General features: G+C 67.1%; 21 protein-coding genes. 12 read left to right on the forward strand and 9 right to left on the reverse strand.

Going from position 1 to position 18,750, the window contains the following annotated elements:
* Positions 1–21: 21 nt before the first annotated feature.
* The 6 genes from AC3A3G_RS04660 to AC3A3G_RS04685 all read left to right on the forward strand — a co-directional run bounded on the left by AC3A3G_RS04660 (position 22) and on the right by AC3A3G_RS04685 (position 7,980).
* Positions 22–321, forward strand: a complete 300-nt coding sequence (locus AC3A3G_RS04660) for a BolA family protein (protein ID WP_487487654.1) — start codon at positions 22–24, stop codon at positions 319–321.
* A 106-nt stretch (positions 322–427) separates the two neighbouring features.
* The gene (locus AC3A3G_RS04665) at positions 428–2,236 is read left to right on the forward strand and encodes an ATP-binding protein (protein WP_487487655.1); all 1,809 of its coding nucleotides are present in this window, start codon (positions 428–430) and stop codon (positions 2,234–2,236) included.
* A 64-nt stretch (positions 2,237–2,300) separates the two neighbouring features.
* Positions 2,301–3,998: a cisplatin damage response ATP-dependent DNA ligase gene (locus AC3A3G_RS04670; protein ID WP_368922815.1), complete on the forward strand. Its 1,698-nt coding sequence runs from the start codon at positions 2,301–2,303 to the stop codon at positions 3,996–3,998.
* Positions 3,999–4,042: 44 nt separating this feature from the next.
* Positions 4,043–5,023 (forward strand): mechanosensitive ion channel family protein, encoded by a 981-nt coding sequence (locus tag AC3A3G_RS04675; RefSeq protein ID WP_487487656.1) that lies wholly within the window; start codon positions 4,043–4,045, stop codon positions 5,021–5,023.
* Positions 5,024–5,026: 3 nt separating this feature from the next.
* Positions 5,027–6,043, forward strand: coding sequence for a threonine aldolase family protein (locus AC3A3G_RS04680; protein ID WP_487487657.1), 1,017 nt, complete (start codon positions 5,027–5,029; stop codon positions 6,041–6,043).
* 98 nt (positions 6,044–6,141) lie between these two features.
* Entirely contained in the window at positions 6,142–7,980 is a 1,839-nt protein-coding gene (locus tag AC3A3G_RS04685) for an ABCB family ABC transporter ATP-binding protein/permease (RefSeq protein WP_487487658.1), read from the forward strand.
* 6 nt (positions 7,981–7,986) lie between these two features.
* Here AC3A3G_RS04685 and AC3A3G_RS04690 read toward each other — a convergent pair whose 3' ends face one another.
* From AC3A3G_RS04690 to AC3A3G_RS04705, 4 genes are all read right to left on the reverse strand, one after another.
* Positions 7,987–8,463, reverse strand: coding sequence for a chemotaxis protein CheE (locus AC3A3G_RS04690; RefSeq protein ID WP_487487659.1), 477 nt, complete (start codon positions 8,461–8,463; stop codon positions 7,987–7,989).
* On the reverse strand, positions 8,460–9,035 hold the full coding sequence (locus AC3A3G_RS04695; RefSeq protein WP_487487660.1) for a response regulator: 576 nt from the start codon (positions 9,033–9,035) through the stop codon (positions 8,460–8,462). The genes AC3A3G_RS04690 and AC3A3G_RS04695 overlap by 4 nt, the downstream gene beginning before the upstream one ends.
* Before the next feature lie 97 nt (positions 9,036–9,132).
* Positions 9,133–10,083, reverse strand: coding sequence for an acetyl-CoA carboxylase carboxyltransferase subunit alpha (locus AC3A3G_RS04700; RefSeq protein ID WP_200165331.1), 951 nt, complete (start codon positions 10,081–10,083; stop codon positions 9,133–9,135).
* Positions 10,084–10,168: 85 nt separating this feature from the next.
* Positions 10,169–11,071, reverse strand: a complete 903-nt coding sequence (locus tag AC3A3G_RS04705) for a site-specific tyrosine recombinase XerD (RefSeq protein WP_487487661.1) — start codon at positions 11,069–11,071, stop codon at positions 10,169–10,171.
* A 67-nt stretch (positions 11,072–11,138) separates the two neighbouring features.
* On the opposite strand from AC3A3G_RS04705, the gene AC3A3G_RS04710 reads away from it, so the two are divergent.
* Genes AC3A3G_RS04710 through AC3A3G_RS04720 form a run of 3 tightly spaced genes read left to right on the forward strand, consistent with a single transcriptional unit; the run spans position 11,139 to position 13,395 of the window.
* On the forward strand, positions 11,139–11,708 hold the full coding sequence (locus AC3A3G_RS04710; protein ID WP_200215708.1) for a shikimate kinase: 570 nt from the start codon (positions 11,139–11,141) through the stop codon (positions 11,706–11,708).
* A complete protein-coding gene (aroB, locus tag AC3A3G_RS04715; RefSeq protein WP_200215706.1) occupies positions 11,705–12,811 on the forward strand; it encodes a 3-dehydroquinate synthase in 1,107 nt (368 codons plus the stop codon). The genes AC3A3G_RS04710 and aroB overlap by 4 nt, the downstream gene beginning before the upstream one ends.
* Complete coding sequence (locus AC3A3G_RS04720) at positions 12,808–13,395, forward strand: GNAT family N-acetyltransferase (protein WP_200215704.1); 588 nt, start codon at positions 12,808–12,810, stop codon at positions 13,393–13,395. The genes aroB and AC3A3G_RS04720 overlap by 4 nt, the downstream gene beginning before the upstream one ends.
* Here the strand turns inward: AC3A3G_RS04720 and AC3A3G_RS04725 are convergent.
* A complete protein-coding gene (locus tag AC3A3G_RS04725; protein WP_200165322.1) occupies positions 13,392–13,808 on the reverse strand; it encodes an MliC family protein in 417 nt (138 codons plus the stop codon). The two genes, AC3A3G_RS04720 and AC3A3G_RS04725, sit on opposite strands and share 4 nt — an antisense overlap.
* A 32-nt stretch (positions 13,809–13,840) precedes the next feature.
* A complete protein-coding gene (gene tadA, locus AC3A3G_RS04730) occupies positions 13,841–14,311 on the reverse strand; it encodes a tRNA adenosine(34) deaminase TadA (RefSeq protein WP_200165320.1) in 471 nt (156 codons plus the stop codon).
* A gap of 12 nt (positions 14,312–14,323) precedes the next feature.
* Between tadA and AC3A3G_RS04735 the strand changes: the two genes are divergently transcribed.
* Complete coding sequence (locus tag AC3A3G_RS04735) at positions 14,324–15,826, forward strand: pseudouridine synthase (protein WP_487487662.1); 1,503 nt, start codon at positions 14,324–14,326, stop codon at positions 15,824–15,826.
* Positions 15,827–15,848: 22 nt separating this feature from the next.
* Positions 15,849–16,265 (forward strand): GFA family protein, encoded by a 417-nt coding sequence (locus tag AC3A3G_RS04740; RefSeq protein WP_412877504.1) that lies wholly within the window; start codon positions 15,849–15,851, stop codon positions 16,263–16,265.
* On the opposite strand, the gene AC3A3G_RS04745 is transcribed toward AC3A3G_RS04740, so the two are convergent.
* Positions 16,250–17,197 carry a CPBP family intramembrane glutamic endopeptidase gene (locus AC3A3G_RS04745; RefSeq protein WP_487487663.1) on the reverse strand — a complete coding sequence of 316 codons (948 nt, stop codon included), beginning with the start codon at positions 17,195–17,197 and terminating at the stop codon, positions 16,250–16,252. The two genes, AC3A3G_RS04740 and AC3A3G_RS04745, sit on opposite strands and share 16 nt — an antisense overlap.
* Positions 17,198–17,243: 46 nt before the next feature.
* Between AC3A3G_RS04745 and rsmD the strand changes: the two genes are divergently transcribed.
* Positions 17,244–17,819 (forward strand): 16S rRNA (guanine(966)-N(2))-methyltransferase RsmD, encoded by a 576-nt coding sequence (gene rsmD / locus AC3A3G_RS04750; RefSeq protein ID WP_269298343.1) that lies wholly within the window; start codon positions 17,244–17,246, stop codon positions 17,817–17,819.
* Here the strand turns inward: rsmD and AC3A3G_RS04755 are convergent.
* Positions 17,802–18,077: a YjhX family toxin gene (locus AC3A3G_RS04755; RefSeq protein WP_003165268.1), complete on the reverse strand. Its 276-nt coding sequence runs from the start codon at positions 18,075–18,077 to the stop codon at positions 17,802–17,804. The two genes, rsmD and AC3A3G_RS04755, sit on opposite strands and share 18 nt — an antisense overlap.
* A 184-nt stretch (positions 18,078–18,261) precedes the next feature.
* Positions 18,262–18,732, reverse strand: a complete 471-nt coding sequence (locus tag AC3A3G_RS04760; RefSeq protein WP_200165310.1) for a low molecular weight protein-tyrosine-phosphatase — start codon at positions 18,730–18,732, stop codon at positions 18,262–18,264.
* Positions 18,733–18,750 lie beyond the last annotated feature (18 nt).

Here is an 18,750-nt window from a genome sequence, read left to right on the forward strand (position 1 = left end):
GACAGCTTCAAGGAATGACCCATGTCTGATGGCCCCGTAGCGACGATTATCCGTGAAAAACTGACTGCAGCGTTCGTTCCGAGCGTGATTGAGCTTGAAGACGACAGCTGGAAGCACGCCGGCCACCACCATGAAGGCGGCATCGACGCCCAGGATGGCGGAGAAAGCCATTTTCAGTTGACGATCGTTTCCAGCGCCTTCGAAGGCCAGAATCGGGTCGCGCGTCAGCGGGCGATAAACGCCGTGCTGAAAGCCGAACTCAGCGGTCAGGTTCACGCGTTGTCGATCCGCGCCCAGACGCCTGGAGAAGCAGCGAGCTAATACCCGCGCCTTTCACATTACGTGGTTCTTTGCGTTCACGCCGTCTTAGAACATTTGGTCATAGCGTCCGTCCCCGAAGCATTTTTGCAGCGGGCGGGGGCGTCGTATGGTAGGTTCCGAGGGCATAGGGAAGGGGTTGGAAAGCCAGGAGGCCGGTAGCGCCGCCCAGGCCCTGTCCGCCATCCTGCAAACCCACTACTTGCGCTATATGATCATTGCCAGCTGGGCGCTGGGCCTGATCGCGACGGTCGGCTTGCCGCACGGCCTGCTTTGGTTTGCCGGAACGCTCGCGGCGGGCGCCCTCCGCGGCGTCGCCGAAAAGCGGATCAGTGAAAGCCAGGACGCCGAGGCCGGTTGGGGCAGAATATTCCCCATTGTCGGTGCGGTGACTACGGCGGCTTGGGCCGTTGCGCCCTTGCTGGCGTGGTTTTCGCCGTCGTACTTCGGGCGTGAGCTGGCGATCGCCTTCCTGATTTCAGGTTATGTTCTGGTTTTCGCCCAGCTTCGCAGCTCGCCGAAGCAGGCGCTGATCATCTCGTCGCCCTACGGTTTGGCGGCTGCGATCATCGGCGTGACCCTGATCGGCCATCCAGACGCGTTCTGGCCTTTTGTGGCGCTGATACCCGTTACTGTGGCCTCGCTGTTTGTCCTGGTGACCATGACCATGCTGCGCGAAGACCGCATCCGCGCCTTCCAGGAGCATCAGGCTCATCTGATTGCGGAGCTGGAGGCCGCTCGTGACAAGGCCGATGCGGCGAATGAGGCGAAGTCCAACTTTCTGGGGGTTATCTCTCACGAACTACGCACGCCGATGAACGGGGTATTGGGCGTGGCCCAATTGTTGAGCGCGACGCGCCTTGACGGCGCCCAACGCGAATACCTGGCGATCATCCGCAACTCAGGCGACAATTTGCTGAGCTTGCTGAACGACATCCTCGACATGACCAAGATCGAGGCGGGGCGGATGAATTTCGAATCCATTGATATTCAGCTCGACGACCTGCACCGTCGGATTGTCGGGCCGTTTGAGGCGCAGGCCGAAGCCAAAGGGCTGACGTTCGTGTCTGAGTTCGAAGGCGAGGTGCCTGCGGTCGTACGCGGCGACCCGCTGCGTGTCTGCCAGGTCGTGCAGAACCTTCTGTCCAACGCTGTGAAATTCACTGATGGCGGAGACATCCGCCTGGTGACGCGAGGGCGTCGCATCTCGGAACGGCGCGTGGCGTTAGAATTCGCCGTGTATGACAGCGGGGCGGGCATTTCCGAAGCGGACATGGATCAACTGTTCCAGCCGTTCACGCAGATCGACGCCTCGTCCACGCGGCGATTTGGCGGGACGGGCCTGGGCCTCACCATCTCGCGGCGGCTGGCCAACATCATGGGCGGGGATATCTCGGTGACGTCCGAAGTCGGCAAAGGATCGGTCTTCGTCTTCGCCGTCGAGGGGGAGGTCGTGCACTGGGTCGATGAGACTGCTGAAGTCGACGCAGACGCTGAGATGACCCAGGAGGATGCGATGGAGGTGCTGGTCGTCGAGGACCACGCCGTCAACCGCATGATCCTGGAGGCCTGGATGGGGTCGACGGGACGACGCACGACTACCGCCGAGAACGGCCAGGAGGCTGTTGAGATCGCTCGCCACCAGACGTTCGACCTGATTGTCATGGACGTGAACATGCCGATCATGGATGGGCTGACGGCGACGCGGCTGATCCGTGAAGGGGGCGCCAACGCCGAGACGCCCATCGTCGTTCTATCGGCCTCGGCGCGGAACGAGGATCAGGAGGCGGGGCTGGCGGCGGGCGCCGACGCCTATCTAAACAAGCCGATCGACTTCCGTAGTCTGGCGGGCCTGATGAGCCAGGCCAAGGGCGGACGTTCGATGTTGCGGCGGATGATCGAAAGCGAAGCGGCCTGAACCGACGCGGAAACGACTGCGAGGTTCGCCGTTCTAAAGGAGCGTTTGAACCCAAGGAGCTGAATTGCACGGCTTCGCCGAACTGCTTGATCGACTGTCGTTGACCGCTTCGCGCAAGGCGAAGCTGCTCCTGTTGCGAGATTATATGCGCGCCACGCCCGATCCGGATCGCGGGTGGGCGTTGGCGGCGCTGACCGGCGATCTGAGCTTTTCGGCGGCCAAGCCGGCCATGATACGCAAGGCGGCCGAGGCGCGGGTCGATCCTGTGCTGTTCGGCTGGTCTTATGACTACGTCGGCGACCTGGCGGAGACGGTCGCCCTGATATGGCCGATCAATCCTGATTGTCGCCTTAACCGCGAACCATCCTTGGCTGAAGTGGTGGACGCGCTTCAGGGTGCTGACCGGCAGGAGGCGTCCGGTCTGGTTGAAGATTGGCTGGACTTCCTGGAGCCCAAGGGTCGCTGGGCGTTGCTCAAGCTGGTCACGGGCGGTTTGCGCGTCGGCGTGTCGGCGCGGCTAGCGCGCACGGCCGTTGCTATGGTGCGGCCAGAGGCGGTCATTGAACACCCGACGCCTGAAGGCGGTGAACAGGCTGCGTCCCTGCCGCCGGTCGATGTCAGCGAGGTCGAGGAGGTCTGGCATGGACTGACAGCCCCCTATGGCGACTTGTTTGCCTGGCTGGAAGGTCGGGGAGAGCGTCCTAGCGCTGAAGTTCCAGGGCGGTTCCGCCCCGTCATGCTGGCGACAGCGCTGGACGCGGCGGTTGATCTGGCGCGGCTGGATCCGCAGGCCTTCATCGCTGAATGGAAATGGGACGGCGTCCGGGTGCAAGCCGTGTGTGAGGCGGGCGTCACGCGATTGTACTCGCGCACCGGAGACGACATTTCGGCTGCATTCCCCGATGTGACGGCGAATCTGGCGTTTGACGGAGCGGTGGACGGCGAGCTTCTGGTGATCCGCGACAACGTCGTTGCACCGTTCGGCGATCTGCAGCAGCGATTGAACCGCAAGACGGCCGACGCCAGACTGCAGGCGGCCTATCCGGCAGCGATACTGGCCTATGACCTGCTGGCCGAGGGAGGCGAGGATCTGCGGCGCCTGCCGTTGACCAAGCGTCGCACGCGGCTGGAACGGCTGGTCGCGACGCATGGGGGGCGACGGCTTTATCTGTCCCCGTTGCTGCAGCATGAGACGTGGGCGGAGTTGGAGGCCTTGCGCGCCGATCCTCCGGTGGGTGCGGCGGCGGAGGGGCTGATGCTGAAACGCCGGGACAGCGTCTATACGGCGGGCCGCCCCAAAGGCCCCTGGTTCAAGTGGAAGCGTGATCCGCACGTCATCGACGCCGTGCTGATGTACGCCCAGCGAGGACATGGGAAGCGCTCCGGCTACTACTCCGACTACACCTTCGGCGTCTGGACGGAGGAGGGGGCGCTGGCGCCCGTCGGCAAGGCCTATTTCGGCTTCACCGACGAAGAGTTGAAGCAGATCGACAAATTCGTCCGCGATCACACGACGGACCGCTTCGGCCCGGTCCGCGCCGTTCGCGCCGAGCGCGATTTCGGCCTGGTGCTGGAGATCGCCTTCGAGGGACTGCAGCGCTCTACGCGCCATAAATCGGGCGTGGCCATGCGTTTTCCGCGCGTCAGTCGCATCCGCTGGGACAAGCCCGCGCGGGAGGCTGACACCCTCGCCTCTGTTCTGGACCTGCTGGACGCCATCGAACGCGGCGGCGGGCGGGTCAGCGCGGGTGAAAAAGCTTGACCTGCGGGGCTTCCAATCGGCGGCGCGTGCGTTAGACCCGGCTCATGCTCACGAATTCCCTGCATACCCCTGTCGTGCTCGCCGAGCCTCTGGCTCAAGTGGTGGCCGCTGGCGAGCAGAAGTTGACCGTCGACGCCGCCATCCTGGCCAAGGCCATGGATATGCTGGGTGATTTCGCCATCAACCTGACGGTGGCGGCGATCATCTTCGCCCTGACGCTGATCGCGGCGCGCTGGGCGTCGGGCGCGGCGCGCAAGCTTCTGGGTCGCACCAAGGCCGTCAGGCGCGACCCGACAGTGCTGGCCTTCATGGTTCAGATCGTGCGGGTGGTGGTCATCATCGTCGGCATGATCGCAGTGCTGCAGCGCCTAGGCGTGCAGACGACCTCCATCATCGCCGTTCTGGGCGCCGCCTCCCTGGCGGTCGGCCTGGCGTTGCAAGGCACGCTGTCGAACGTGGCGGCGGGGGTGATGCTGCTGGTCCTGCGCCCCTATCGCGTGGGCGAGGTCATCGACGTGGGCGGCGCGTCGGGCACGGTGCAGAAGCTGGATCTGTTCACCACCCAGCTGTCGAACGCCAACAACCACAAGATCGTCATTCCGAACTCCAAGGTGCTGAGCGACGTCATCATCAATCTGACGGGCCAGCGAACGCGCCGGATCGAGATCAAGTTCACCGTCGGTTATGGCGAGAACCTGAAGGAGGCGCGCGACGTGCTGGCGGCGGTCGCGCGGCTTCACGACAAGGTGCTGACGGATGCGGCGACCTGGACGGGGGTGACGGCGCTGCTGGACAGCGCGGTCGAGATCACTCTGCATGCCTGGGTGAACAACGCCGACTGGTGGCAGACCCAGGCTGACCTGATTCAGTCGGGCAAGGAGGCCCTGGACGAAGCCGGCATCGAGATTCCCTTCCCGCACCAGGTCGAGGTGCCGGCGAAGGACGCCAAATTCGCGCGGGTCGTCATGGCTCCGGTCCAGGATGGTGCGGTTCAGGGCGAGGCCTCTGACCAAGGGGGAGAATGAGCCGTGCGTTTTGATTTCGGTTCCGACAACACGACGGGCATGGCGCCCTCGGCGCTTCAGGCCCTGGTCGCCGCCAATGCCGGGTTCGCGCGAGCTTATGGCGCGGACGAAACCTCGACGCGCGCCGCCGATTTGATCCGCCAGACGCTGGATGCGGACGCCGAGGTGCGTTTTGTCTTCAGCGGCACGGCGGCCAACGCCATCGGCCTGTCGATGTTGGCGCGGGCCTATGAGGCGGTACTGGCGCACCACGCGGCCCATGTCTGCACGGACGAGACGGGCGCGCCCGGCTTCTTCGGTCAGGGCGTCGGCCTGATCGGCCTGCCGGGCTATTCGGGTAAGGTTGATGTGGCCGCGCTTTACGCCGCTCTGGAAGAACCCGTGGTAGGCTACCGTCAGCCGCCGGCGGCGCTCAGCCTGACCCAGACGACCGAATACGGCGCCGTCTATTCCGAGGAAGAACTGCGCCATTTGATTGAGCCCTCCAAGCGAGGAGGTCTGGGCGTGCATATGGACGGGGCGCGACTGGCGAACGCCGCAGCGGCGGGCTTTGACCCCAAGGACATTCCGCGTCTGGGCGTCGATGTGCTGTCGTTCGGCGGGGCCAAGGCGGGCGCCCACTGCGTCGAGGCCCTGGTGATCTTCGACAAGACGTTGACCCGCCGCATCGACAACCGGCTGAAACAGGCCGGACAGACCGCGTCCAAGGGCCGGCTGCTGGCCGCGCCAATGCTGGGGCTGCTGGAATCGGGCGACTGGTTATCGGGCGCCGCTCACGCCAATCTGATGGCGCAGCGCCTGGCCGACGGGATTGAGACGAAAACGCCCTTCGTCCTGGCTCATCCGGTGGAATCGAACACCGTCTTCGTGCGGATGCCGGACGAGGCGCATCAGGCGCTGAATGCAGCGGGCTGGGCCTGCTATCAATTCGACGACGGCTCGGTGCGGTTCGTTTGTTCCTGGGCGACTGATGAGGCGTCGGTTGACGCCTTGATCGACGCCGTTGCGAGCCTGGATTGACGTGGCGGACGCGTTCCGCCTCGGTGGCATGATGGCGGCGGGACGTGACGATGCGCGGTGAACGCTCGGGACGGCGTGGCGACGTCGCAAGCAAGGCCATGAACGCTGGGACGGATCCCGCGCAACAGGAGGCGCCGCCTACGCTGGAGGCGCTGAAGAACCTGATCGGCGTGGTGGCCCGTTCGGGCGCGCCGCAACTGCCGTGGCGCGTGGCGGGGGCAATCCTGCTGACGCTGGCGGGCAAGGGGCTGGGCGTGCTGGCGCCGCTGGTCCTGGGCGCAGCGGTCAACCATCTGGCGGCGGACCAGGGGCCGGCGGCGTCGGTGGGGCTGGGCTTCGCCGCTTTCGCCGTGGGCTGGGCCCTGGTGCGGTTCCTGTCGGCGGCGACGCCTCAGTTGTCGGATGTGGTGTTCGCCCCGGTGCGCGCGGCGGCTCAGCGCAAGACGGCGGCCGAGACGTTTGCTCACGCCCTCAGCCTGTCGCTGGACTTCCACCAGACCAAGCGGTCCGGCGCCCTGTCGCGGGTGATGGACCGAGGCTCTCGCGCGGTCGACTTCCTGCTGCGTATCCTGATGTTCAACCTGGGCCCGACGGTGCTGGAGCTGGTGCTGGCGGCGGCGGTTCTGGGCGGCAAATACGACTGGCGGTTCGGCGTCGTGGCGGTGGGCGTGGTGCTGGTCTATGCGGTCACGACCTTCGCCATGGCCAACTGGCGGCTGGAGCATCGGCGCGCCATGAACGCGGCCGACAGCGAGGCGGCGGGCCTGTCGGTCGACGCCCTGCTGAACTATGAAACCGTCAAGTCGTTCGGCGCCGAGGGCCGGGCGGCGCAGGCCTATGAGGCGTCTCTGGCGACCTATGCGAAGGCGTCGCTGAAGGCGAACACCTCGCTGGCGACCTTGAACCTGATCCAGGGCCTGATCATGAACGTCGGCCTTGGGATCATGGCCGTCATGGCCGGGTTCGAGGCGGCGGCGGGGCGCATGGGGCCGGGCGATGTGACGGCGGCCGTGCTGATCATGATCTCCCTCTATGCGCCGCTGAATATTCTGGGCTTTGCCTATCGAGAAATCCGCCAATCCTTCATCGACATGGAGGAGATGCTTAAGGTGACGCGGCAGGCGCCGCAGGTGGCGGATGCGCCCGACGCGATCGATCTGCCGCGTCCTGAAAGCGGCCGAGGGGCCGAGGTCGTGTTTGACCATGTCGGTTTCCGGCATGATGCGCGGGCGGCAGGTCTGGACGATGTCAGCTTCGTCACGTCGGCGGGCACCACGACCGCTCTGGTCGGGCCGTCGGGGGCGGGCAAGTCCACCATCGTCAAGCTGGCCTTGCGGCTGCTCGACCCGCAGGAAGGCGCAGTGCTGATCGACGGTCGGGACGCGCGCAGCGTGACACAGGCGTCGCTGCGGGCGGCCGTGGCCCTGGTGCCGCAGGACGTGGCCCTGTTCAACGACACCATCGCGGCCAACATCGCCTTCGCCCGACCCGACGCGGACGAGGCGGCGATCTGGGCGGCGGCCGAGGCGGCGGAACTGGCGGACTTCATCCGCAACCTGCCCGAAGGCATGGACACGCGCGTAGGCGAGCGGGGACTGAAGTTGTCGGGCGGCGAGCGTCAGCGGGTGGGCATCGCCCGCGCTCTGTTGGCCGACCCCTGCATTTTGATCCTGGACGAAGCGACCAGCGCGCTCGACAGCCGGACCGAGGCGGCGATCCAGAAGACGCTGCGCAAGGCGCGGACCGGTCGCACGACCCTGGTGGTGGCGCACCGTTTGTCGACCGTCGCCGACGCCGATCAGATTCTGGTGCTGAAGGCAGGCCGCATCGTCGAACGCGGCGCCCATCATGAGCTGGTGGCGCGTCAGGGCGGGGAATACGCAGCCCTGTGGCGCAAACAGACGCGCGGGGCAAAGACGCCGACCGCAGAGATCTGATCCCTGTTAGTCCTTGGCGCCAGGAACCTTGGCCTTCAGCACGTCCTTGAGGCTGTCTAGCACTTGGCTGCGGGCGTCGGCGGCCTCTTTCGGCAGGGTCAGCAGCAGACGCAGCGCCTGGGCGTGGACGGTGACGATGCGCCAGTCGAAGGCGCGGTCTTCCGGCGCAGCGTCGATCAGGTCGCACAGGTTGGCGGCGGCCGTGCAGATGTCCTTCATCTCGAAGGGCCCGGCCGCGTCGATCACGGCGCTGGAGCGGACGTACGCCTGATCCAGGGTGACGGAGACGTCTTCAAGGCCGGCGGGCGGCGTCATGGCGGCCAGGGCTGCGACCTGTTCCTCGATGACCTGACGGCTGCGGGCCTCATACTCGGTCAGGTTGGCGCGCGCCTGGGTCAGGGCGGTTCCGACGCTGACGCCGCCAGGCTGATCGATCAAGGTCGACAGGCGCGAGCGGCGGCGATTGTGCGTGATGACGGTCATAGATCGATCGAGGCTCTGCGTTGGGCTTCGAATTGCGCTTTGCGGATTTCTTCGGAACGACGCTCGGGGCCAGGCCAGGGTTCCTCCTTGAACCGTCGATCTGGCCCGAAATAGTCGCCGACCTCAAGGAAGGGGCGTGCATCGCGCGCCACCCAGACGATGCGCTCCAACAGCACGCCGGCGCTGAACGGCTTGGTGATCAGGAAGTTGGCGCCGCAGTCTCGGGCCTCTGATACCTTTGAGCGGCGTACGTGGGCGGCGGTCATGATGACGGGGGCGTAGGCGTTCGGTTCCAGTCCCGAACGGCGCAGCCAGCGCACGAATTCATAGCCGCTCATGCCTGGCATCTCGCAATCGACCAGGATCAGATCGACGGGATGGGTCTGCAGAACCTTGATAGCCTCGGCCGCGTCGGCGCAGGCGTGGCGCACCTTGATACCGAAGCCCAGCAGGGCCTGGGCCGTCAGCTCCATCGCGAAGGGGGAGTCGTCGATGACCATGGTCATCGCCCCGTCGAAGTTGAAGACCGCGCTTTCGCGCAGGGATTCGCCAACTCCGTTCATGCCGCGCATGGAAGACTCGAATCACGCATCACTGAACCTTCGACGAATCGCATCGGCGCAGCTTCGGCGGCGGCGGCCCGCCATGCAACGGGTTGAACGTCTCGATTCAGCCCAGGCGGCCGATGGCGTAGAAACGGTCGGCGCGTTGCTTCTTGAGCTGTTCGGCGGACAGGCCCGACAACGCCTTCAGTTCTTCTTCCAGAACCTGGCCGACGTTCTGCATGGCCTTTTCGCGATCAGCGTGGGCACCGCCCAGGGGCTCGGGGATCACGCGATCGACGATCTTCAGCTCGATCAGATCGGGCGCCGTGATCTTCATCGCATTGGCTGCGTCCTTGGCGCGCGTGCCGTCACGCCACAGGATGCCCGCTGCGCCTTCCGGCGAGATGACCGAGTAGATCGAGTGTTCCAGCATCAGCACGCGGCTGGCGGCGGCGATGGCGATGGCGCCGCCCGAACCGCCTTCGCCCGTCACCGTGGCTATGGAGGGGACGCCCAAAGTCAGGCCGCGCTCGGTCGAGCGGGCGATGGCCTCGGCCTGTCCGCGCTCCTCGGCGCCCAGGCCCGGATAGGCGCCGGCGGTGTCGACGAAGGTCAGGACCGGCAGGCCGAACTGCTCGGCCATGTCCATCAGGCGGACGGCCTTGCGATAGCCCTCGGGGCGGGCCATGCCGAAGTTGTGGGTGATGCGGGTCTGAGTGTCGTGGCCCTTTTCGTGGCCCATGATCACGACCGGCTGGCCGCGGAATCGGGCCAGGCCGCCCAGGATGGCCTGGTCGTCCCCGAACTGACGGTCGCCGTGCAGCTCCACGAAATCGGTGAACAGGCCGTCGACGTAATCGACGAAGTGGGGACGCTGCGGGTGGCGCGCGACCTGGGTGCGCATCCATGGATCAAGGTTGGCGTAGGCCTTGGTGCGCATGGCGTCGGCCTTTTTACGCAGGGCGGCGATCTCGGTCTCGAACGATCCGCTGGTCGGCGCCAGCAGCGACAGCTCGGCGATCTTGGCGTCCAGTTCGGCGATCGGCTTTTCGAATTCGAGATAGTGCGTGGCCATAAGGCGTCCGTGAGGAAGAAGCGCGCTTGGCGCTACGGAAGGCGGCGGAACCTAGAGCGCTGAACGTCTCGGAGCAAGCGCGGGTTCAGTCGTCTTTCGCCAGGGGATGGTTGGCGTGAACCACTTGAGACAGGCGGTCGACGGCGACGTGGGTGTAGATCTGGGTGGTCGAGATGTCGGCGTGGCCCAGCAGGGTCTGCACCACGCGTAGGTCGGCACCGCCTTCCAGCAGGTGGGTGGCGAAGGCGTGGCGCAGGACGTGGGGGCTGACGCGGGCCGGGTCGATTCCCGCCATGACGGCCGCTTGATCCAGAAGCTGGGCGAAGCGGCGCGGCGTCAGATGTCCCGTCTTGCCGTGTGAGGGGAACAGCCAGGCGCTGTCGGGCGTGTTCGGCTTGCGGGCGGCGTCGCGGGCGTCCAGCCAGGCCTTGATCGCCTCGCGTGCGGCCGTGTTCAGCGGGGCCAGCCGCTCCTTGCCGCCCTTGCCGCGCACGATCAGATAGGCGGGGTCGCGGCGCACGGCCTCGACCTTGAGCGCCAGCAGCTCGGATACGCGCAGGCCCGAGGCGTAGGCCATCTCGACCAGGGCGATCAGGCGTAGGCCCGCCGTGCTGTCGGCGGCGCCGGCGGCGGTCAGCAGGGCCTCGATTTCGTCGCGGCTGAGAGTCTTGGGCAGGCTGCGGCCCTGTTTGGGTGCGTCCAGGCGGCGCGAAGGATCATCGGTTCGCCAGCCCTCGCCCAGGGCGAAGCGATAGAACTGCCGCACGGAGGCGCGGCGGCGCGCGGCCGTGGCGGCGGACAGGCCGCGCCGCGACAGGTCGGCGAACCAGGCCTCCAGCGCCTCCTGCGGCGCGTTCATCAGGCCCCCGGCGTCGTTCAGCCAGGTCTCGGCGTCCGCCAGATCGCGGCCATAGGCTGACAGGGTGTGAGGCGAGGCGTCGCGCTCCACCGCCATCATCTCCAGAAAGGCTTCGATCTGCGGGGTCATGCGGGCGTCAGGTCATCGCTTCTGGGTGTGGAGCCGGGCGGCGTCTGGTGTAGAGGGTGTACGGACCATGCCTTCCGACGCCTCGCCTGATTCCTTCCCGTTGTCTTCGGTCCGCACCATAGCCTTGGTGGGGCTGATGGGCGTCGGAAAATCGACCGTGGGGCGACGCCTGGCGGCTCGATTGGGCTTGCCGTTCGCTGACGGCGATCATGTGATCGAGGAAGCGGCGGGCATGACCGTCAGCGAAATCTTCGCCACGCGCGGCGAGGTTGAGTTCCGGGCCGGCGAGGCGCGGGTGATGAAGCGTTTGCTGGAAGGGCCGCCGATCGTGCTGGCGACCGGGGGCGGGGCGGTGCTCAACCCCGACATCCGCGCCCTGATGAAGCAGCACGCCGTCAGCGTCTGGATGCGCGCGGACCTGAAGGTCATCGCTGAGCGGGTAGGGCGACGCGACACCCGGCCGCTGTTGCGCAATCGCGATCCTCTGACAGCCCTCAACGACCTGGCCAAGGCGCGCTATCCCATCTACGGCGAGGCCGATCTGACGGTCGATGTGGGTGGCGGATCGCATGCCCAGGCCGTCGAGGCCATCCTGAAACAATTGCGCCGGTTCGGACGGCAGGAGACCCAGTCATGACCACGACGATCCCGGTCGCAGGCGGCGCCTTCGCCCCCTATGAGGTCGTCGTCGGGCGCGGTCTGCTGAAGACGGCGGGAGCCGAGGTCGCCGCGTTGAAGCCCACGCGAGCCTTCATCGTCAGCGATGAGACGGTCGCGGCGATCCACGGCGAGACGGTGCGCGCCTCTCTGGAAGGCGCGGGCCTGGCGACCGGGATTGTCGCCGTGCCCGCAGGCGAGGCGTCCAAGTCGTTTGAACAGCTTGAGGCGGTGCTGGACCGATTGCTGGCCGAGGGGCTGGATCGCAAGAGCCTGGTCGTCGCCCTGGGCGGCGGCGTGGTGGGCGACCTGGCCGGGCTGGCGGCGGCGCTGTTCATGCGCGGCATCGACTTCGTGCAGGTTCCGACCACGCTTCTGGCTCAGGTGGATTCCTCGGTCGGCGGCAAGACGGCCATCGACACCCCGCGCGGCAAGAACCTGATCGGCGCCTTCCATCAGCCGCGTCGGGTGCTGGCGGACATCGAGGCCCTGGCCACCCTGCCGGTGCGCCAGGTGCGTTCGGGCTGGGCCGAGGTGCTTAAGCACGGATTGATCTGCGACGCGGCCTTCTTCGACTGGCTGGGCGGCGAGGGGGCTGCTGGGGCGAAGGGCGATCCCGACGCGCTGGAGCGTGCTGTGATCCGCTCGGTCGAGATCAAGGCCCAGATCGTCGGCGAGGATGAGAAGGAGGCGGGCCGTCGCGCCCTGCTGAACCTGGGCCACACCTTCGGCCACGCCCTGGAGGCTGAACTGGCGTTTGACGAGACCCTGACCCACGGCGAGGCGGTGGCGCTGGGCTGCGCCATGGCCTTCCGTTATTCGGCGCGGCAGGGGCTGTGCCCGGCGGCTGAGGCCGAGCGGGCCGAGGCGGGCATCCGCGCGGCGGGCCTGCCGACGCGACTGTCGGATGTCGCCCACGCTTTTGCCGCCGACGCCCTGATCGCGCGCATGGCGGGGGACAAGAAGGCCGAGGGCGGCCGCCTAACCCTGATCCTGGCGCGGGCCGTGGGCGACGCCTTCACCGACAAGGACGCGGACGCCGAGGCGGTGCGCGCCTTCCTGATCGAGGAAGGCGCGGCGTGAAACTGTCGCCCGTCGTCCTTGAAGACGCCTTCGTGCGGCTGGAGCCGTTCACCGAGGCGCTGAAGGATGAGGTTCGGGCGGCGCTGGACTGCGACCCGGACGCCTGGAACGGCATGGTCGCGGCCGCCTATGGCGCGCATTTCGACGGCTGGTGGGATGCGGCTCTGAGGGCGACGGCGGCGGGGTCGCGCATCGCCTATGCCGTGCGGCGTCGCAGCGACAACGCGGTCGTCGGCACGACCAGCCTCTATGAGATCAAGCCCGAGCATCGGCGCTGCGAGATCGGTTCGACCTTCTATCGCCCCGAGGCGCGGGGCGGGCCGATCAACCCGGCGTGCAAGCGCCTGTTGCTGGACTACGCCTTTTCGAACGGGGCGATCCGGGTCGAGATCATCACCGACGCTCTGAACGCCGCCAGCCAGGCCGCCATCCGCAAGCTGGGCGCGACCCATGAGGGCGTGCTGCGCAAGCACAAGACGACCTGGACCGGGCGGGCGCGGGATACGGCGCAGTTCGCCATTCTGGACGAAGACTGGCCCGACGTGCGGCGACGGCTGGACGAACGGTTGGCGGCCTTCGCCTAGTCGACGGCCCGGCATTCGGTGGGTTCGCGGTCGGCGGCGATCCATGTGGCCATGACGCCCTTGCCGCGCAGTTCATAGCCCGAGGCGCGATACCAGATGCCGTCTGCGGCGCGTTCCTGAAATAGATCCACCGCCTCGCCGCTGGAGTTGCGCACGGTCGCCATCTGGCGCGGGTTGTCGAAGTCGACCGACAGGCGCTCGGAGTTGTTACAAAGATAGACAGCGTGGACGACGCGGTTCAGGGCGCGGTCCTGAAGCTCGGCGCCGGTGCGGCGGCGGGCGGTTTGGGCCTCGACGGCGCGTTCACGCACCTCGTCGCCGTCGGTCGGAGCCTTGCGCGGTTCCTGACCACAGGCGGACAGAAGAACCACGACGGAGACGGCGACGGTCGGCCAGAGGATACGGGTCGGCAAAATGAAGTCCTCTCAAGGTCAAGCTTGGAGGCTCAACGCTCGGCGTCGCCCGGCGTTCCTGATCGTGACTTCCGGCGCGAGCGGAAGAAGCCGCGCAGCATTTCAGCGGCGGGATCGGCCATGACCCCGCTCTCGGTCGCGGGCCGCCAGTGGCAGGTCGGCTGGTCGAAGAAACGCCCGCCGTGCAGCACGGCGCCGCCCTTGGGGTCGTCCGCTCCCCAGACCACGCGGCCGATGCGGGCGTGGCTGATGGCGCCCGCGCACATGGCGCACGGCTCGAGCGTGACATAGAGAGTCAGGTCCGTAAGGCGATAATTCTGCAACTTCGCCGCCGCATCGCGCAGGGCGACGATCTCGGCATGGGCGGTCGGATCATGGGCCGTGATGGGCCCGTTTTGCCCGCGCCCAAGCACTTCGCCGGTGTTTTCGTCCACGATCACGGCCCCGACCGGCACCTCGCCAGCGTCAGCCGCCGCTTGCGCCAGATCGAGCGCCATGCTCATGAACCGCTCATCATGGATCGCCATCCCAAAGACAACGACAAGAAGCCCCGCTCCCGTCAAGACGACGGCGCGCGCGGTCCCCGCAATTTCGCCGATAAAGGCCCGCGAAAGTCCTTCGACAAGGACGGAAAGCCGGGCGGCAAGCCGCGCGACCGCGCCGGAGGCAAGCCGGGCGACAAGTCTGCGCCCGAGGCCAAGGGCCCCGAACGCACCGAACGAATCGCCAAGGCCATGGCGCGCGCGGGCATCGCCTCGCGTCGCGAGGTCGAACGCCTGATCGGTCTGGGTAAGGTGGCGGTGAACGGCCGCATCCTGGCCACGCCCGCCGTGCTGGTGAAGCGCGACGACAAGATCACCGTCGACGGCAAGCCGATCGGCGCAGCGCAAGCGACGCGCGTCTGGCGCTATCACAAGCCTGCTGGCCTGATCACCAGCCACAACGACCCGGCGGGCCGTCCGACCGTGTTCGACGCCCTGCCCAGCGGTCTGCCGCGCGTGATCTCGGTCGGTCGTCTCGATCTCGCGACCGAAGGCCTTCTGCTGCTGACCAACGACGGCGAATTGAGCCGGGCGCTGGAGCTGCCGGACACGGCGCTGGTGCGCCAGTATCGCGCCCGTGCGCGCGGCCGCATTACCCAGGAGCAGTTGGACAAGCTGAAGGACGGCGTCGTTGTCGACGGCGTGCGTTACGGTCCGGTGGAAGCCACCATCGACAAGGCCAAGGAAAAGGCGGAGGGCGAAAAGTCGTCGGCCAACCTGTGGCTCAGCGTCCAGATCACCGAGGGCAAGAACCGCGAAGTCCGCAAGGTGCTGGAGAGCGTCGGCCTGACGGTCAACCGCCTGATCCGCCTGGCCTATGGTCCGTTCCAGCTCGGCACCCTGCCGGTCGGATCGGTCGAGGAAGTCGGCCCGCGCGTGATCCGCGAGATGCTGGCCGAGCATATCCGTCCCGAGAACCTGCCGACCGGCAATACGGTCGCGACGCCGGCGCCTGTTCCGGGGCGTCGCGCCAACACGCCGATCGTGCGCGGCAAGTCCGGCTCGGCCATGTCGGATCCGTCGCGTAAGCCCAGCCGCGTGCGCGCCGCAGAAACGGCGGCCGAGGAAGGCGCTGAGTTCGGCAAGCCCGCTCGCAAGGAGGGCTGGGCCAAGGCCAAGCCGAAGTTCGAGCACAAGAAGACTTTCAAGCCGCGCGCCCGTCCGGGTCATGACGAAGGGACGGAAGGCGGCGATCGTCCGCGCCGTCCGTTCACGCCGCGCGAACCGCGCGCCGACCAGTTCATCGACGACCGCCGCGGTCCGCCCAAGGGCGGCCGTCCCGGCGGAAAGCCCGGCGGCAAGCCGTTCGGTCGTCCCGGTGGAGCCGGTGGGCGTCCTGATGCGCGTTCGGACTCTCGTTCGGGCGACCGACCAGGCGGTCCTCGTGGGGGGGGCAAACCGTTCGGAGGCAAACCTTTCGGCGGCAAGCCTTCGGGCGGTGCAGGCGGTCGTGGCGGCCCGCGCGGACGCGGCTGATTATTGAGCAGAGGCGCAAGGCATGGCGGACGTTGAAACCCAGTTGAACGGCCGCTGTCTGTGCGGGGCGGTGCGCTTCACCGCCACGCCCAAGGGCGGAATGCACGCCTGCCATTGCGAACGGTGTCGCCGGACCTCGGGCGGGGTGTCGCTCAGCGTCGACTGCGGCGACACTGTCGAGGTCGAGGGGCCGCTGTCGACCTATGATTCGTCCGATTGGGCCGAGCGGCAGTTCTGCTCGGCCTGCGGCTCCAACCTGTTCTGGCGATTGAAGGCGGGCGGTATGGTCATGGTCTCGGTCCAGGCGTTCGACGATCCGTCGGCCTTCGCCTTCGACAGTGAGATCTATATCGACGCCAAGCCTAGCAACTACGCCTTCGCCGGCGACCGCACCCGCATGACCGGCGCCGAGGTCGAGGCGCTTTACGCGGAGGGCTGAGCGCGTCGGGCGCGCACGATCCGTTCGACGACGATCAACACCACGATCAGGGCGACGGCTTCATAGGCAAGCGCCGACAGCGGCGCGATTTCTCCTGGCGGAGGTTCAGTAGAAATCGGTTCCTCCAGCAGGGCGATAGCGAGGTTGCCGGCCCAGTGGGCGCCGATGGCGAACTCGATCCCGCCAAGGCGCAAGGCCGCCCAGGTCCAGATCAGGCCTGACAGGGCGCGTGCGACGAAGGCTACCGGATCGGGGTCCAGGTGAATGGCGGAGAACACGACGGCGTTGAACAGGCACAGGATGATTAGGCTGCCTGTGAATCCGCCCGTCACCCGGAGCAGGACGCCGCGAAAGACGACCTCTTCGGCGGCTGCTGCGGCGAACAGGCCGAGAGTCGCGGCGGCGACGTAGAACAGTCGGCTTTCGATCGAATAGGCGGGATTCAGGATCGGCGCCGGACCTGCAGGGTCAATCAGGTTGTAGATAATAGCGCTGGCGCTCCCCACCACGGCCATAACGGCGAACCCGAGCCGCAATTGTCGCAGCGAGAAGCGGCGGCGGGGCCAGAGAAAGGCCGTCGTCGGCACGCCATAGGCGATTCTGGCGCTGAGCAGGGCGGCCCCCGCCAGCAAACCAAGGAAAGCTCCGAGTTCCAGCACGTATGCGCCTTCGCCATACAGGCGGTCAGGGCCTTCCGGCACAGTGGCCAAGGCGTCTGCATCAAATATGCCTGCGGCCTCTAAAGCGGACATCGCCAGACCGATGACGATGCCGGTGGTGATTATCAGCACGCAGGATAGAGCGATGAAGCCCGCGAGCCGCTTCCACCGCGCCGCAGGCCGAACGCCGACGATCAGCGGACTGCTTCGTGCTTCCTCGACCGCAGTGAAGAAAGGCGAGGGGGTGGAACTTGAGAATCCGGCGTTCGACATGGGCCGAACGTTGCATTGCGCGCGTGGTCGGTCCAGAGGCGGGGCCATGAGAATCGTCGCTGGACAATATCGTGGTCGGGCCATCGTCACGCCCGAGGGACAGAACACGCGGCCGACGTCGGATCGGGCGCGTCAGGCGATCTTCAACGTGCTGGAGCATGCGCCGTGGGCCGAAGGCCTGCATGAGGCGCGGGTGATCGACCTGTATGCCGGTTCGGGCGCGCTGGGGTTCGAGGCGCTGTCGCGCGGGGCGGCCTTCTGCCTGTTCGTGGATACGGACGACGGCGCGCGGGGTGCCATCCGCGAGAACATGGACGCCTATGGCCTGTTCGGGCGGTGCCGGGTGCATCGGCGCAGCGCGACCGATCTGGGGCCGCGTCCCGGCTCGGCGGGCGAGGCCTTCACCCTGGCGTTTCTGGACCCGCCCTACGCCAAAGGCCTGGGCGAGCAGACGCTGGCGCGGCTGCTGGAGGGCGGCTGGCTGGCGCCGGGCGCCATCGTGGTGTTCGAGCGCGGCTCGGACGAGCCTGAGATCGACACGCCCGGCTATGAGCGGTTGGACGCGCGCGACTACGGCGCCGCGCGCGTCCTGTTCCTCAGGGCGTCAGAAGCTTCGACCTGAGGTCCGGTTGTCGGCCCGGCTGCGCAGGCGGCTGAGGCCGTCGCGGTTGACGACATAGGGGCCGCCGTTTCGCGACTTGATGACGCCCTTGCGCTTCAGGCTGCGCCATTGATCCAGATTGCAGCCGTCCAGCACCCAGCCTTCGCGGGTGAAGCAGCGGGCGGCCAGGATGCGGCCCTGTTCGTCGCGCTCCAGCAGGATGCGACCGCCCTGGGCGAGGGCGTGGAGCGTGCGTTGCTCCGCACGGGACAGGTTCATGGGATTGAGATTTCCAAGGCATGAGAAGACACGCGCCCGGCGCAACGGGGCGCGGGGCGGGTTCAGGTGGCCTCGGGACGATCAGCGTCCGGGCCTATGCCGTGGCTACAATCTCAAACATGGTTCGATCCCATTGGGGGAAGGCGCGGCTTATAGCGTGAGGGGCGGGCGGCGGCTAGGCGCTTCAACCTCTGCGGCGCTGAAGCTCGGAGGCCAAGGCGCGGGCGCCGGCCGTGACATCGGTCCAGGTGACGTCGAAACCGTCGTCTTTGCCGAAATAGGGATCGGCCACGGCCTGACCGGCGCGGCCCTCGACGTGATCCAGCAGCAGGGACAGTTCGGCCGTGGCGTCAGGCGGGGCGAGGCGGCGCAGGCTAGCCAGATTGTCGTGATCCATCGCCACCAGATGGGTGAAGCGGCGGAAGTCGGCGGGCTTCACCTGACGGCCGCGCAGGGCCGAGATATCGACGCCGTTCCTCAGGGCGACCGCTTGGGCGCGCGGGTCGGGCGGAGAGTCGACGTGCCAGCCGCCCGTGCCTGCAGAATCGGCGACCACGTCCAGCTTCAGGCGACGCGCTTCCTCACGGAAGGCCGCCTCGGCCAGCGGTGAGCGACAGATGTTGCCGAGACAGACGAAGAGGACGGAAGGGGTCATACGCTCAAGTAGCGAAGC

It is taken from the genome of Brevundimonas sp. Soil_N_31, from assembly GCF_057655995.1.

What these genes read in the sequence shown, in the direction of transcription:
- AC3A3G_RS04695 (WP_487487660.1), bottom strand. Translation starts at nt 9,035, where the DNA reads ATGCGCGGCATGAACGGAGTTGGCGAATCCCTGCGCGAAAGCGCGGTC.
- AC3A3G_RS04665 (WP_487487655.1), top strand. Translation starts at nt 428, where the DNA reads ATGGTAGGTTCCGAGGGCATAGGGAAGGGGTTGGAAAGCCAGGAGGCC.
- AC3A3G_RS04685 (WP_487487658.1), top strand. Translation starts at nt 6,142, where the DNA reads ATGAACGCTGGGACGGATCCCGCGCAACAGGAGGCGCCGCCTACGCTG.
- AC3A3G_RS04700 (WP_200165331.1), bottom strand. Translation starts at nt 10,083, where the DNA reads ATGGCCACGCACTATCTCGAATTCGAAAAGCCGATCGCCGAACTGGAC.
- AC3A3G_RS04710 (WP_200215708.1), top strand. Translation starts at nt 11,139, where the DNA reads ATGCCTTCCGACGCCTCGCCTGATTCCTTCCCGTTGTCTTCGGTCCGC.
- tadA (WP_200165320.1), bottom strand. Translation starts at nt 14,311, where the DNA reads ATGAGCATGGCGCTCGATCTGGCGCAAGCGGCGGCTGACGCTGGCGAG.
- AC3A3G_RS04675 (WP_487487656.1), top strand. Translation starts at nt 4,043, where the DNA reads ATGCTCACGAATTCCCTGCATACCCCTGTCGTGCTCGCCGAGCCTCTG.
- AC3A3G_RS04705 (WP_487487661.1), bottom strand. Translation starts at nt 11,071, where the DNA reads ATGACCCCGCAGATCGAAGCCTTTCTGGAGATGATGGCGGTGGAGCGC.
- AC3A3G_RS04660 (WP_487487654.1), top strand. Translation starts at nt 22, where the DNA reads ATGTCTGATGGCCCCGTAGCGACGATTATCCGTGAAAAACTGACTGCA.
- aroB (WP_200215706.1), top strand. Translation starts at nt 11,705, where the DNA reads ATGACCACGACGATCCCGGTCGCAGGCGGCGCCTTCGCCCCCTATGAG.
- AC3A3G_RS04755 (WP_003165268.1), bottom strand. Translation starts at nt 18,077, where the DNA reads ATGAACCTGTCCCGTGCGGAGCAACGCACGCTCCACGCCCTCGCCCAG.
- AC3A3G_RS04740 (WP_412877504.1), top strand. Translation starts at nt 15,849, where the DNA reads ATGGCGGACGTTGAAACCCAGTTGAACGGCCGCTGTCTGTGCGGGGCG.
- rsmD (WP_269298343.1), top strand. Translation starts at nt 17,244, where the DNA reads ATGAGAATCGTCGCTGGACAATATCGTGGTCGGGCCATCGTCACGCCC.
- AC3A3G_RS04690 (WP_487487659.1), bottom strand. Translation starts at nt 8,463, where the DNA reads ATGACCGTCATCACGCACAATCGCCGCCGCTCGCGCCTGTCGACCTTG.
- AC3A3G_RS04735 (WP_487487662.1), top strand. Translation starts at nt 14,324, where the DNA reads ATGGATCGCCATCCCAAAGACAACGACAAGAAGCCCCGCTCCCGTCAA.
- AC3A3G_RS04745 (WP_487487663.1), bottom strand. Translation starts at nt 17,197, where the DNA reads ATGTCGAACGCCGGATTCTCAAGTTCCACCCCCTCGCCTTTCTTCACT.
- AC3A3G_RS04760 (WP_200165310.1), bottom strand. Translation starts at nt 18,732, where the DNA reads ATGACCCCTTCCGTCCTCTTCGTCTGTCTCGGCAACATCTGTCGCTCA.